This window comes from Xanthomonas dyei, from assembly GCF_002939865.1.
GTDB lineage: Bacteria > Pseudomonadota > Gammaproteobacteria > Xanthomonadales > Xanthomonadaceae > Xanthomonas > Xanthomonas dyei.
Genome location: NZ_MDEE01000001.1, coordinates 152195 through 165121, shown reverse-complemented (window position 1 = coordinate 165121; position 12927 = coordinate 152195). Strand labels below are relative to the sequence as shown.

At 57.5% G+C, this 12927-nt stretch carries 13 protein-coding genes; 7 read left to right on the top strand and 6 right to left on the bottom strand.

Annotated features, from left to right (window positions below; all coding sequences use genetic code 11):
* Nucleotides 1-31 precede the first annotated feature (31 nt).
* Together XdyCFBP7245_RS00730 and XdyCFBP7245_RS00725 are read left to right on the top strand one after the other, a co-directional pair.
* Nucleotides 32-763, top strand: a complete 732-nt coding sequence (locus XdyCFBP7245_RS00730; protein WP_104613935.1) for an SDR family oxidoreductase — start codon at nucleotides 32-34, stop codon at nucleotides 761-763.
* Nucleotides 757-2181, top strand: coding sequence for an efflux transporter outer membrane subunit (locus XdyCFBP7245_RS00725; RefSeq protein WP_104613934.1), 1425 nt, complete (start codon nucleotides 757-759; stop codon nucleotides 2179-2181). Before XdyCFBP7245_RS00730 ends, XdyCFBP7245_RS00725 begins: the two co-directional genes overlap by 7 nt.
* A 95-nt stretch (nucleotides 2182-2276) precedes the next feature.
* Here the strand turns inward: XdyCFBP7245_RS00725 and XdyCFBP7245_RS00720 are convergent, their stop codons facing one another.
* A complete protein-coding gene (locus XdyCFBP7245_RS00720) occupies nucleotides 2277-3251 on the bottom strand; it encodes a GGDEF domain-containing protein (protein ID WP_104614224.1) in 975 nt (324 codons plus the stop codon).
* Between the two features lie 165 nt (nucleotides 3252-3416).
* Here XdyCFBP7245_RS00720 and XdyCFBP7245_RS00715 point away from each other — a divergent pair, with 165 nt between their 5' ends.
* On the top strand, nucleotides 3417-3650 hold the full coding sequence (locus XdyCFBP7245_RS00715; protein WP_104613933.1) for a hypothetical protein: 234 nt from the start codon (nucleotides 3417-3419) through the stop codon (nucleotides 3648-3650).
* A gap of 257 nt (nucleotides 3651-3907) precedes the next feature.
* Here XdyCFBP7245_RS00715 and XdyCFBP7245_RS00710 read toward each other — a convergent pair whose 3' ends face one another.
* Nucleotides 3908-5623 (bottom strand): sensor domain-containing diguanylate cyclase, encoded by a 1716-nt coding sequence (locus XdyCFBP7245_RS00710; protein WP_104613932.1) that lies wholly within the window; start codon nucleotides 5621-5623, stop codon nucleotides 3908-3910.
* Between the two features lie 633 nt (nucleotides 5624-6256).
* On the opposite strand from XdyCFBP7245_RS00710, the gene XdyCFBP7245_RS24000 reads away from it, so the two are divergent.
* The 4 genes from XdyCFBP7245_RS24000 to XdyCFBP7245_RS00690 all read left to right on the top strand — a co-directional run bounded on the left by XdyCFBP7245_RS24000 (nucleotide 6257) and on the right by XdyCFBP7245_RS00690 (nucleotide 8929).
* Entirely contained in the window at nucleotides 6257-6427 is a 171-nt protein-coding gene (locus tag XdyCFBP7245_RS24000; RefSeq protein ID WP_158255494.1) for a hypothetical protein, read from the top strand.
* A 384-nt stretch (nucleotides 6428-6811) separates the two neighbouring features.
* Nucleotides 6812-7348, top strand: a complete 537-nt coding sequence (locus XdyCFBP7245_RS23650) for a hypothetical protein (RefSeq protein ID WP_146091633.1) — start codon at nucleotides 6812-6814, stop codon at nucleotides 7346-7348.
* 22 nt (nucleotides 7349-7370) lie between these two features.
* Nucleotides 7371-7904, top strand: coding sequence for an ImmA/IrrE family metallo-endopeptidase (locus XdyCFBP7245_RS00695; RefSeq protein WP_104613929.1), 534 nt, complete (start codon nucleotides 7371-7373; stop codon nucleotides 7902-7904).
* Complete coding sequence (locus XdyCFBP7245_RS00690; protein ID WP_104613928.1) at nucleotides 7904-8929, top strand: beta family protein; 1026 nt, start codon at nucleotides 7904-7906, stop codon at nucleotides 8927-8929. The genes XdyCFBP7245_RS00695 and XdyCFBP7245_RS00690 overlap by 1 nt, the downstream gene beginning before the upstream one ends.
* On the opposite strand, the gene XdyCFBP7245_RS23645 is transcribed toward XdyCFBP7245_RS00690, so the two are convergent.
* The 4 genes from XdyCFBP7245_RS23645 to XdyCFBP7245_RS00680 all read right to left on the bottom strand — a co-directional run bounded on the left by XdyCFBP7245_RS23645 (nucleotide 8913) and on the right by XdyCFBP7245_RS00680 (nucleotide 12822).
* The gene (locus XdyCFBP7245_RS23645) at nucleotides 8913-9539 is read right to left on the bottom strand and encodes a hypothetical protein (protein WP_146091632.1); all 627 of its coding nucleotides are present in this window, start codon (nucleotides 9537-9539) and stop codon (nucleotides 8913-8915) included. The two genes, XdyCFBP7245_RS00690 and XdyCFBP7245_RS23645, sit on opposite strands and share 17 nt — an antisense overlap.
* A 78-nt stretch (nucleotides 9540-9617) precedes the next feature.
* The gene (locus XdyCFBP7245_RS00685) at nucleotides 9618-10103 is read right to left on the bottom strand and encodes a hypothetical protein (RefSeq protein WP_146091631.1); all 486 of its coding nucleotides are present in this window, start codon (nucleotides 10101-10103) and stop codon (nucleotides 9618-9620) included.
* Nucleotides 10104-10293: 190 nt separating this feature from the next.
* Nucleotides 10294-10605, bottom strand: coding sequence for a hypothetical protein (locus XdyCFBP7245_RS23640; protein ID WP_146091630.1), 312 nt, complete (start codon nucleotides 10603-10605; stop codon nucleotides 10294-10296).
* Between the two features lie 96 nt (nucleotides 10606-10701).
* A complete protein-coding gene (locus XdyCFBP7245_RS00680) occupies nucleotides 10702-12822 on the bottom strand; it encodes a KAP family P-loop NTPase fold protein (protein ID WP_158255493.1) in 2121 nt (706 codons plus the stop codon).
* Between the last annotated feature and the right edge of the window lie 105 nt (nucleotides 12823-12927).

The following is a 12927-nucleotide window of genomic DNA, read 5'->3' as shown; positions in this document are numbered from 1 at the left end:
CACTTCCCCCCAATTGAAGAGGATTCACCACATGAGCAATACCAAGATCGCACTGGTCACCGGCGCCACCCGCGGCATCGGCCTGGAAACCGTTCGTCAACTCGCACAGGCCGGCGTGCATACGCTGCTGGCCGGTCGCAAGCGCGACGACGCAGTGGCCGCTGCACTCAAGCTGCAGGCCGAAGGCCTGCCGGTGGAAGCGATTCAACTGGACGTCAACGACGACATCAGCATCGCTGCGGCAGTGGGCACGGTGAAGGAGCGTCACGGCCACCTGGACATCCTGGTCAACAACGCCGGCATCATGATCGACGACATGCAGCGCAAGCCGTCCGAGCAGAGCCTGGATACCTGGAAGCGCACCTTCGATACCAATCTGTTTGCGGTGGTCGGCGTGACCAAGGCATTCCTGCCGCTGCTGCAGCGCTCGCTGGCCGGCCGTATCGTCAACGTGTCCAGCGTTCTCGGCTCGCTGACGCTGCACAGCGACCCCAGCTCGCCGATCTACACCTTCAAGGTGCCTGCTTACAACGCGTCCAAGAGTGCCTTGAACAGCTGGACCGTGCATCTGGCCTACGAGCTGCGCGACACCTCGATCAAGGTCAACGCCATCCATCCGGGCTACGTCAAAACCGACATGAACGGTGGTGAGGGCGAGATCGACATCGAGCAGGGCGCACACAGCAGCGTGCAGATGGCATTGATCGATGCGCACGGCCCCACCGGCAGCTTTACCCACCTGGGAGACACCTTGCCATGGTAAGGACATTGCTCGGCGCGGCGCTGGCCGCACTGGTGCTCAGCGGTTGCGCGGTGGGGCCGGATTACCGGCCCGACCCGCCGCCCCCGGTCACGCTGCAGGGCGCGCAGGATGCCTCGTTCAGCACTGAATCCGTTGTCGGCAACTGGTGGTCGCAGTTCGACGACCCGGTGCTGGAGCAACTGGTGCGCGATGCCTTGTTCGCCAATCACGATCTGCGCATCGCGGTGTCGCGGGTGAAGCAGGCGCGTGCGGTGTTTGTGGAGCGGCGTTTGGATCAGGCCCCGCACATCACCGCGCAGGGCAGCTTCGATCGACGCGAGCAACAGCAGGTGATCGCCGGCAATCAGCGTTTCCTCACCGAGCAGACCACCCTGGGCCTGGATGCGGCCTGGGAGCTGGATCTGTTCGGCCGCCAACGCCGCGCCTCGGAAGCGGCGCGCGCCGATCTCGATGCCGAGCAGGCCAACCTGCAGGACGTGCAGGTCACGGTGGCGGCCGAAGTGGCGCGCAATTACTTCGAATTGCGCGGCACCCAGAAGCAGCTCGATGTCTCCAAGCGCACCCTGACCAATCTGCGCGACACCCAGAAGCTGACGCAGACGCGTTGGGACCTGGGTGCCGGCAGCGAGTTGGATGTACAGAGCAGCCTGGCGCGTTTGAAGGCCATCGAAGCGGATATTCCGTTGCTGGAAACCGCCGAGGCGCAATACCGCCATCGGCTTGCCGTGTTGCTCGGCCAGCAGCCGAATGCGCTGGATGCCACCCTGGTCGCACGCAGCATGCCGCCGTTCGCGCGCCCGTTGCCGCTGGGCGATACGGCCGGATTGCTGCGTCAGCGGCCGGACGTGCGGAGTGCCGAACGTCGTCTGGCGGCGGCCACCGCGCAGGTTGGCGTGGCCACGGCCGATCTGTTCCCGCGCATCAGCGTGAGCGGCTTTGTCGGCTTTCTGTCCGGCGATGCGGCCAGGTTGACCCAGGGCAATGCAAAGGCCTGGTCGATCACCCCGTCGATCAGCTGGGCTGCATTCGACTTCGGTACCGTGCGTGCACGCCTGCGTGCCAGCAAGGCCCAGGCCGACGGTGCATTGGCGCAATACCAGCAAACGGTGTTGCTGGCGCTGGAAGACACCGAAAACGCCTTGATCGGCTACGGCCGTCAGCAGGCGCGTCTGGCGATCGTGGTGGACCAGGCCAATGCCGCGCGACGTGCCGAACAGCTGGCGCAGATCCGCTACCGCGAGGGGTCGGAAGATTTCCTGACCTTGCTGGATGCACAGCGCACCCAGCTGGCGGCAGACGATGCCCTGGCCCAGGCCGAGGCGGCAGTCAATGTCGGCGTGGTCGGTGTGTACAAGGCGCTGGGCGGCTGGAAGCAGGGTGAAGCACCCGCCGCACCGGTGGCGGTAGTCAACCGTTGACCGACGGACGGGGCGGCCGCTGGGTCGCCCCGTCTGGTAGAAGATCGTAACCGTCGTGTTCGATGCCGCGATCTAGCCAGCCAGCAGCGCGACGCTCAGTCGGCAACCCGTACGCTGTCGCGGCCGCTGTTCTTGGCCAGATACAGTGCCGCATCGGCACGCGAAAACCAGTCTTGCCAGTGCGTTTCGCCATCGTGGCGCGCAGCGCCCAGCGAGACCGTGATGCGTCCTCCCGGGCCACGCAACCCATTGCGGATCACCTTGCGCAAGCGCTCGGTGGCCGCTTCCAGTTCCGCCGATGAGCCGGCGCGCAGCAACACCACGAATTCTTCGCCGCCAAACCGGAACACCTGATGCGGCTCGCGGACTTCGTAGCGCAAGATGGTTGCCAGATCCGACAGCGCTGCATCGCCTGCAGCATGCCCGTACAGATCGTTGACCTCTTTGAAATGGTCCAGGTCCAGGATGATCAGACTGTTGAGCCGCTCCTGCGGTTGGCGCTGATCGATCTGATGGGTCAACGCGCGTTCGAGCATGCGTCGGTTGGGTAACCCTGTCAGCGCATCCAGCGACGCCAGCTCTTCCAGGTGTACGCGGTCGTCCTGCATGCGCAGCGAGAACGAATACCCCACCGCCAACGTCACCAACGTCACCACCACTGTCGACACGCCCTGGCCGGGGCTGACGATCAAGCCTGGCAAGAACAACAAGGCCACCATCAATGGCAGGCTCAGCGACACCGCGCGTTGCGGCCCGCACAGAAAATAATTGGTCGCCAGCACCGGAAACAGCCAGGGTAGGGCGCCGTCGCCCCCGGTCCAGCAGGCCACCAGGCAACCGGCGACATTGATCGATGCCAACCAGACACCGCCGGCACCCGTGCGTTCTGCCGCGCGCATCTGCCAGCCGCGCCAGATCGCCAGCACGCCCAGCGCTGCGGTGATGAGGCACGCAATCGCCTGGCCGGTCATGGCCAGGTACACCGCATACAGGCAAAGCAACAGCGCGGTGATTGGCCCAAGCATCTTGACGATGCCGAGGCGGAAATCCCGCCGCAGGTGGAGGATCACAGGCAAGGTTCTGTCGGAGTCGGCATCATTATCGGCCGGGTTGCGCGAAAGTTGAGCATGCAATCACCGCTGTAGCGGGTAGGAAAATGAAGCGTTGCATGGCAAGGCTTCGTGCGTTGTTGACGGCCTTGCGGCAACTGTATCGGCTGTGGGTCGGAGCCTGTTATGCCTAGATGCGAAGAGCTAGCGACGCGCCTGGATGCGTTGCAGAACGCACTGCCGCAGCTGCCTGCAGATGAAGATACGGATGTTGAGTCTCTGGATTTCCAGGCGCGTGCCGAAGCGGTGCTGCGCGGCGCTAAACCCGAAGAGGCGGCCCATGTGTGCACCCGCGTCGACGGCATGCTGGTAGGCGGTGATCTGATTCGTGCCGACGGAGAGGGGCGCGCCTGTCGGTGATGCTGCGCTGCTCGACGCAGGCGGGCGCGTTGGCGAGGGCGAACGCCAATCTCGGCGCGGTGTCTGAGCCGTATTCTCAACAACGCAGCGGCGCTCAGCGAAATGTCTGACCCGATTTGTCGCTGATGCATATAAGTGTCAGTGCATATTTGCGCCTGGGTCGCCAGGCGCCTAATCGGCCACTGGCGCCCGGCTGGCAGTTGAACGAAGCCTATCAAGGCATCTTGCCAGGGTCGCTACGACCAGCCTGCCTGCCGTCAGGATTCCTGCGCACATTCGGCGTCCGCCGCTTCCGGTGCGCTGATCACCTGATTGCGCCCGGCTTGCTTGGCTTGGTACAACGCCTCGTCTGCGCGCCGCAGCAGCTGCGCCGCATTGCCCGCGTGCTCGGGAAAGCTCGCCGCGCCAAACGATGCGGTGATCTTCGGCAGCGACACGCCATCGGCCATCACCTGCAAGGCCTCGATCCCGGCGCGCAACTTCTCCGCCATCCTGCGCGCAGTGGCCAGATCCACTTCCGGCAGGATGATCGTCAATTCTTCGCCGCCGTAGCGGCAGCAGATATCTTCGCCACGGGTCTGCGCCAGCAACAGTTCGCCGATTGCCGCCAGCACCCGGTCGCCGCCGCTGTGCCCATGCAGATCGTTGAACCGCTTGAAGTGGTCGACGTCCAGCATCAGCACCGACAACGGCTGCACCCGGCGCGTGCAGCGCGCCAGTTCGTGATTGAGCGCTTCTTCCAGATAGCGGCGGTTGTACAGGCCGGTGAGCGGGTCGCGGATCGATTGCTGGCGCAGTGTTTCGCGCAGACGCAGGCTATGCAGCACCAGCGAGAGTTGTTCCGCTGCCGCTTCGGCCACGGTCAGTGAGCTCAGGCCACCCGGCTGGTCGCTGCGCAGCGCCAGCATGCCCAACTGTGTGCCTTGTGCCGACAATGGGATGCACACCGTGCTGGCGTGCGTCGGAAGATTGGCGCCGGTATGGCGACACAGCATGCCTTGGCTGGCATCTTCGACCACATGCGTGCGATCGCGGCGCAGCGCCCAGCATGTCTCCGGCGCGATGCTTGCGCTGTCGTCGTCGGCCATCGCGCCCCAGGCCACCACCTGCTCAGCGCGATCGCGCGATGCGCGCAGCAAATACACCGCACCGGCCGCGCCGGGAATCAGCGGCGCAATCGTGCGTGCGGTAATTTCCAGCGCTTCTTCGGCGTCGCGGCAGTTCTGCAGCAATCCCGAGTAGCGTGCCAGCGCTTCCAGTCCCGCAGAGGTACGCTCCAGCGTCGCAAACGATTCGACCAGCTGCTCGCTGGTATGGCTGGCCTCGTCCTCTGCACGCACGCGGCGTTGCAGCTCGCGCGCCAACAAGCGGTAGGCCAGCAGCATCACCAGCAGCCCGCTGACGATGCCGGTCACGGTCATCCGCAGCACCCACTGCGCACTGAGTGCATTGGTCTGCGTCCGCTTCACCAGCTGGTGACGTTCCAGCTCGGTCATGGTTTGCACCTGACGCCGCAATGCCGAGGAGGTCTGGAACACGCCACGCGCGATCGACCCGCGCGCGCCATCCAGGCCATGGGTGCGATAGCTGTGCAGCAGATCGTTGATCTGCACCAGTCGCGTGTCCACTAATCGGCTGAGCACACGCACATTGCGTCCCTGTACCGGGTTGTCCTGCACCAGCGCCTCCAGCCGTACGATCCGCTCGGGCAGGCGCCCGATCACATCGGCATACACGCCTAGAAACGCCTCGTTGTCGGTCAGCACGTAACCACGCACCGACGACTCCGCCGACAGCAGCCCGGCCTGGATTTCGTCGATGCCCGCGAGCACTTCCTGCGTATGCGTCACCCATCCCGCATCGGCCAGCGAGCGCTGCGTGGTGAAGTAGCCGCCGATGCCGATCAGGACGAAGATGGCGCCGCCTAGCAGCAATGCCCCTGCTGCATGACGTTTTGCTTGTTTGGTCAACACCGTGTTCCCCCAACGCCGATGGTCTGGTTGAGGTCGATGCAAGCGGCGTGCCTCAATCAGCCCATCAGCTGGGTAGTGGCCGACAGACCGGCAGGACTCAGTGCCATGCCCTGGCACCAGTGAGCTCATACCGCACTGCAGAACCGAGCGCGCCTTGAGTATTTTTCTTCGAAACGGTCGGCCGATCTGTCGTACCGCCCCAAGTCGTGGCATCGGCGAGTCTTGGGGCGGGGTTTGGCGCATCGAAACAGCGGCACGGGCAGGGAAGCGCAGGCTCGCAGGCGCCACGCTTGCGTCTACCTTCCCCGATTAACGCAGCGCCGTGTTCGCTGGGCGAAGTGCCGGCAGGGCGTCCCATGCCATGGAAGCCATGCATGCCGAAGCGCAGCGGCAGCTCGACTCCACCTGAGCCGAGGGCGTTGGTCGCCAGCGGTGCAGAGCCGACGTGTAGGCAAGGGAGGGCGTCAACCAGGCCACTGCCATAGCCGGGCCTGAAAGCGCCACGCATTGCAGGCACTGATTCGCCCTAGTTGGTCCAGCCAGTGCCGGAGCAGCAACCAGCACCGGCACGCTGGCATGCGGTTTGCTTCGAGTGCATCAGGGGCGCTGGCGAGCGCCGTCGGAGTAGATGCAATGGATGAGCCCAACAAGAGCGCACTGGTCCTGCTGCAGCAGGAAGCGACCGAGCTGCTCGCACTGTTCGACCAACTCCGCGGCGACGTTGCGTTAGCCCACGCGTGTGACCGCCCTTTCGCAGGGTCGATCGCCACCACGTCCGAACCGACAGCCCGCGTCACTAATTGACGCGGCGGACAGTGGCGAGCGCAGTCTATGGCGCTAGCGGCGTCGCTGCTAGCTGCGTCCATGAAAAAAGCCGGGAACCTCTTGCGAGAATTCCCGGCCTTAGTCGGTCTTCTTAGGACCGTTGTGTGGTGGAGGTGGGCGGAGCCTGAAGACGCCCTTACGCAAGCTATTGACCCTAAAGCACTTCGGGTCTTCCAGCTGGGCCTGCTTTGATACCTTAAATGATACCTAAAGTCGTAGAGATGCGTTCGGGCGCCTGGTTCTGCTAAGACCAGCCTGCTGAGGGCATGATGTATCCTGTTCACAAAGTCGCAGCGGATGAGACAGGGGAGAGGTATGAAGGCTTCTAGGACGAAGCACTACCAGCGTTGGACTCATAGGATTTTGAGCTTTGTGATCTTTGCCGCCTTCGTCGGGTTCTTTGCCGTGGTCTGGCAAGTGCATGCATTTGATCTTCAAAACGCTCTCCGTAAGGTTCCCGGCAAAGCACTTGCTGCGCCCGTGCAGTCACAAGCTGCTCAGGTTGGTTCAACAGAAGCATCGCCTTCGGTCAATGCTTCATCGAAGCCAGACCGATGGAGTGATGGAGATGTGGTTTCAGCATTGAGCAGCTTCTACCAAACCATCATCACATTGATGGGTTTTTTGCTTGGTGTTATTGGAATACTGGCTGTCCTCACGCTTCGATTTCTCTCAAAGTCAGCTGCGGAGGATATGGCGCATGAAGCTGCAAAAGAAGCAATGCGTCATTATTTAGAGACCAGACAGTTTGGCGAAAACGTAAAATACGCTATTGAAGAGACAGGTCTAGCTTACGAACTTGAAGATTTAGCGAAAAAGATGGAAGCAATAAAGCGAATCGTAGAGAAAAAAGGTTCCGTCGGGCAAGATGATGAGCAAGTCGATGGCGTCGTCACCTAATAAAAGAAGTTGGATGGAATAAATGGCTGTTGTTCGTAAAAAAATACGCCAGATTGGGCCCGTGATGTCTGGTGCCCGACTTCAAGTGAACTTGCATCAGCGATTGGCTGAGGCGGGTCTCTTGTCTGTGCCTGTTAATATACTGGCAGTGGCAGAGTTTTTAGGCTTGGAAGTCGTAGAAGAGCCGATGGATGACGATTTGTCCGGATATCTTGAAAAGCGATCGGGGACGTGGGTTGTTGGAGTGAACTCACTTCATCATCGCAATAGAAAGCGATTTACGATCGCTCATGAAATTGCGCACTTTGTGCTGCACTCGGGAGAGAAAGAAAGCTTCCATGATCAGACCTTTGCCCGCCGAAACGGCAGTGAGGGAGCAAGCACCATGGAGCGAGAAGCCGACAAATTTGCGGCGGATTTGTTGATGCCCGAGTTTGATGTAAGACGATTGATTGCATCTGGTATTACGACGTTGTCAGGGCTAGCGGAACACTTTGGTGTTTCAGCGCTGGCGATGAAATATCGTGTCCAAAACTTAGGGTATCAAGTTAACTGATGATTAATTATTCTCCTGTCATTCGGACTCGTGCGGCCGAACTACGTGGACTGAAAGAGCTGGCGGATGCAGCAAGGAGAAAGTTATTTCCGATTGTAGAGCTAACGCGGTCGCGCCGCACGAGCAAAAATCCAGCAGGCAGCATCAGCAAGAGCGTTGAAGCGATCTGTGAGATTTTGGGGGGGCAGTCTTTTGTGGCTGATCTTACTTCTTTAGAAAGTCTTCAAAATTCTGAATTTGACCGCCTTCTAGACGAGGATGGCGGTTTCCAGGCTTGGACAAAGCTGGCAATAAGCAGTCTTCCCGAACAATGCATTCCTGTAGCGCATTTGCTCGAACCTTTCGATCTTTCTGAATTTCAAAAACAAGTATCTCAACTTAGGTCAAAGTTCACTCGAATAGCAATTAGAGTCCCGACAAACTATGGTGATTTTGCTGGGTTGATCCTCGGACTTCAAAAGGTCTTTTTAAATCCTAACGAGATTTTCCTGATTCTCGATGCTGGGTATGTCAATGAGCGGTCGCGCTCTGGCGCTGCTGCGCGTTTGAATGAGATGCTAAGTGCGGTTGCTGGTTTGAATTTTTTCAGAAAGTCGGTTGCATCTAGTTCCTTTCCCAACAGCGTAGTTTCGGCCGGAGGAGAAGATGATCAGGGGGCTTTTCGCTTATCTGAGGTCTATCTCTGGGAAGAGCTTGTTTTAAAATTTCCTGATCTAACCTATGGCGACTACACTGGGATCCATCCGATTGATTTCACGGGAACAGTCACAAATTGGGTGCCTCGTGTGGATGTGATGCTTGATGAATCTTTTTATTACCACCGCTATCGTCGCTCGGAAGGTGGCTATGAGAAGGCAGCATATGAGGCCTTCAATGATCCACGCTATGTCCCTTTGGACTGCTGGGCACAGGAGAACATTCGGCTGGCAGCGGGTGGATCACCTAATGGAAGAAGTCCGTCTTTTTGGATTGCCAATAGAGTAAATTTTCATTTGTCTAGGCAATTATTCAAAATCGGCCGCTGATCTGATCACTAAGCGTAAGCATCCGAATGTCATCTAAGGTAACTGTTCTCCCTAGTTCATTTCGAAAAATCTCGAACCTCGGGAGAAGCCGCTCATAGACTGCTTTGATCGCGAACCCTGAAAGGGCCAATTCTGAAAAGTGTGCTTTTGCCATGAGGCAAAGCGCTTCATAGTGACCATTTGGCGATATGCCATGTTCTCGTAATAATTTTCTCAAATCATCGGTATGCAGCCATTTAAGCGCTTCTTCCGATTTCAAACGACGACGAACACGCGGGACTCTTACCGTCAATAGCTCGGAACCACGGAGCGTCATCAGTCCGGCAGAACGGGGCATGCGCTTTCTAATGGCGGGTAGCCATAAATCGTCTGAGGCAACTGAGAAATCCAAGAACAAGGATGAGTAGCCAAATGCCTGATTAACCAATTTATCAAGGTTATCTCGTGGGCCTTTAATTTCAATGGCACTAAGTCGAAAGGGAGACGATATAACTAGATCAGCCCTGAACTTTCCATCTCCGAAGCGAACTTCTGAGCCCAATACTTCGTCTAAAATCAGGTTCGGTAATAATGCCGATACCAAAATCGCTTTGATGTCATCGGCATACATATCGCTAGGACCTCTGATGGTCGTCCATTGTGGCACACCATTGTGCTCATTGACAGTCTGTAAGATTTGATCTTATTTTTATTGTTCTATCAATAAATATACGGGCTTATAGGTAGATCCAAATCCACCCATGAAGAATTGATAATCACTTAACTCGTGCCGCAAGTCAGACATCGCCTCAACGCCGTGATTAAACGCGATGGCGTCAGTTTTAGATAAGAGGTGATTTGCTAGCAGTTCGGTTGAGATAGTGCTGATGGGTGAGCCGTCAGATTTAAGAAGTTCATGCTTGCTTGATCTTTCGAAGAAGAAGACATCTTCGTTAGGATCCTCATCCATAAGAGAAATCCAACGGATGGATTCCGTTTTTAGCTCGAACAACGATCTTGCCGCGCAAAAAGCTGCAATGGTGGGGATGCCGTATGAGTGCGCCTTCTGCGCAAACCGTACGATTTCATGATTAATTTTACCTTCGATAATCATGGGGTCGTCAGTTAGCTTGGGGCGACGTGCGAAAACGGCAATGATCTTGACTGCTTTGCCACCATTGACTTTCGAAGACATCTTTCCTCCTTCTCGCGTTTTCCAAAAAAATATCGGAACTACGCTCTTGCAAAAGGGGGACAGAATCCTGCTCAGCTCAGGAATAACGAAGTATTCCAGGCTGCGCTCATTCATAAAGCTGGTTGGATGCTTATTCCCCATAGATGGCCTCGTTTACCTAGACGTGTACTTGGCAAGCGCTTACTTCTGGTCAATAATTTACCAGGGTTCCAAAAGGTAAGAAGACACTATATCCAAACCGCCCCTCGACTACGTTACCTCTGCTAAAGTCAAATTGATTGATAAGCTTAAAGAAAGCTCGAAAAGCAGGAGGCCAATCTTCTTGGAAAGGAAGCTTCGAACGCTTTCCAGTAAGTATAAGACCTGCTAACGCGCTTTGGGCAACATCAATGCCAGCCAACCCGTCATCCAAGTGGTCACTGCCGACTACCCAGCGCAAGTGATGGAAGGGCTGCTCGACGGCAATCTCTGCGTCACAACCTGTGATTTGATCTTCAGACAAGCCCAAAGTTTTCGTTTCTCAAGATATGCCCGATGTTGGATGCTGTAGAGCAGGGCAGTTTAATGAGTTGCGCGATGGTGGCAGCTCTACCGCCAATTACCAACGCCCTTTCTCGCCGTCGACGTAGAATGATTGATCTTCGGCAACTGACCGCCATGCCATCCTGGCAGCCGGAGGCAGTTCTTCCTTCAGGCGCTGACGCGCGTGGGCACGAAGACTGTTGAGACTGATAAATTTCTCGGTGCAAAGGTAAGGGCGCACGGAGAACGAAACCCCGTGCGCAGAGCTATAACCGCTTTCAAAAAAGTGTGTAGCGAACTGATCAAGCGACGGATCTTGCTTCTTCAATGCGGTGAAAACCGCCTTGGTGCCTTTGACACCGGCGCTGGTGACTGCATTTAAAACCCGGCCAGGACCACGCAACTCCCATAGCGCTCCGCTGGATACAGCGGCTTCTACATTCGCAGTAAATCGTTCTGCTGCCCCTTTCAACTGAGCCTTGCTCAGGACAATGGAGTAGGGGGGCTTGGGGATGGCTTCATCTAATGTGTTGGCGATCACGATGCCTCCAAGCGTAAGTGCGTTTGGGTTGCGAGCGATAGCATCGGCAACCTGGCCGGCAATATTGGGTGTCTCTCCCGCTGCGATGGTTTCGACAGTTTGAAGCGCACGGTCCTCAACTCCAAGCGGTAATCGGCGCAAGGCTTCGCGGTCGAGCAACAGTGTGGGCTGATCGATCAACATGGCGACGTCTTGGCAAAGCTCTATCTTGTGCTTCACCAAATCACTGGGAAGATCTGCCCTCACTTTTCCGAGGATTTCCAAGAAGCCGTAAATGTTCTCAGCGGTCAGTTGTGCGCTGATTTTTTGCCTGCTTTCCGCATCCAGCAGATAGCGCCTGGCCTCGGCAATCGAAACATCGGTTTGGCCGATGGACATGCCCAGCGCAATGCCAAGCCGGCCAGGGGCCGCCAGGTGGCCTTCTACCTCCGAAGGCCGATTGTAGGAGTGGCCACCGCTGGCTTGGGCGGCGGCCGGAAAAAGATGACGCACAAGGCGTCGAACAGCGGCTGGGTTTGGGCTGCGGGCAAAGAGCTTATCCATTGACTCCTCATGATTTCTCTTTCTCTCACTGCCTGCTTGGTCAGAGATTTCTGTGACGAAAGGTTGCGGATCTCGCCGAAGCGCGGTATACACGCGCGGCGCGCGCACCATCAGGCACGCCAGTCCTAGGATGTCCGCAGGCACAATCTCGCCCCTCAGGCCCGGCTCAATCACATTGAAAGTATTGATCACGCGGGTGACATCACGGGGCTGTTCAAGAAGATCACTAAAGCCCCCGGCATAAAGCAGTTGGAGCCGTCGATGCTGATGTGGGAAGTGATCTTCGAATGCCAATGGATCGGCGGATTTAAGAGCCTCTTGGAACAGTTGCGCACGGAGCTGCCATGAAATGGCTGGAATTGGTAGGCGGACTTGGACGATCTTGTCTACATAGGTGGAAGCATGCGGAACATTGGCAGACCGAAGGGCACGCCTCACATAGTCCGGATCCCACGCCACCAAATATCCCACGCTCGGCAGCTGACCAACGGACTTGATGATGCGAACCATCTCGAAGACCTCTTCCGGATAGAGGCGGTCAACGTCATCGATGAAGACGTAGACCTTTTTGCCGAAGGCGGTCAACGCCTTTTCAACAGCTCGCTTCCGATCTTCCAGATCTAGCTCTTTCTGGGTGGCGAACCCCTTGGCTGCTCCTCCTGCACCCTTAACAACCGACTGGACAATGCTCGCCCACGGTTCGGCGCCGGGAATGAGTTTGACCAGATCGAAAGCTTTGGAGTAGTTGAGCAACTCATTGGCAACTTTGCGAGCCTCTTTACCTTTGTCGCCCAAGGCAATGGCGTGCGAAATACTGGCGAGGAATTGACGGAGCAATCCGTCTCGGTCGCCGATCAGCCAAGGGTTGAAGTGAACGATTACGGCGTGTTGGTTTGGATCTTGGCGCAGCACTTGCTCGATCATGGCAAACATCGAGGTTTTACCACTGCCCCAGGGGCCTTCGAGCGAGATCACAAAGCCGGCATTTGCAGACACAGCGCGCAGCGCATCAACAGTGGCCCGTGCAAAGCCTCCACGTAGCAGCCCGTCACTTTCAAGTGCGTTGACGGGATCGAGCGCCCCGTCGGTGCTGATTTCAAGCGATCTGGTCATCATGGCGCTCCTTGGGCGAAAGCAAATGATGGGATCTTGGCCCGGCTTTTTCCAGGCTCACCGTCCATAGATGCGCTGATTGTGTTCAAACGGGGCTTCCTGCGG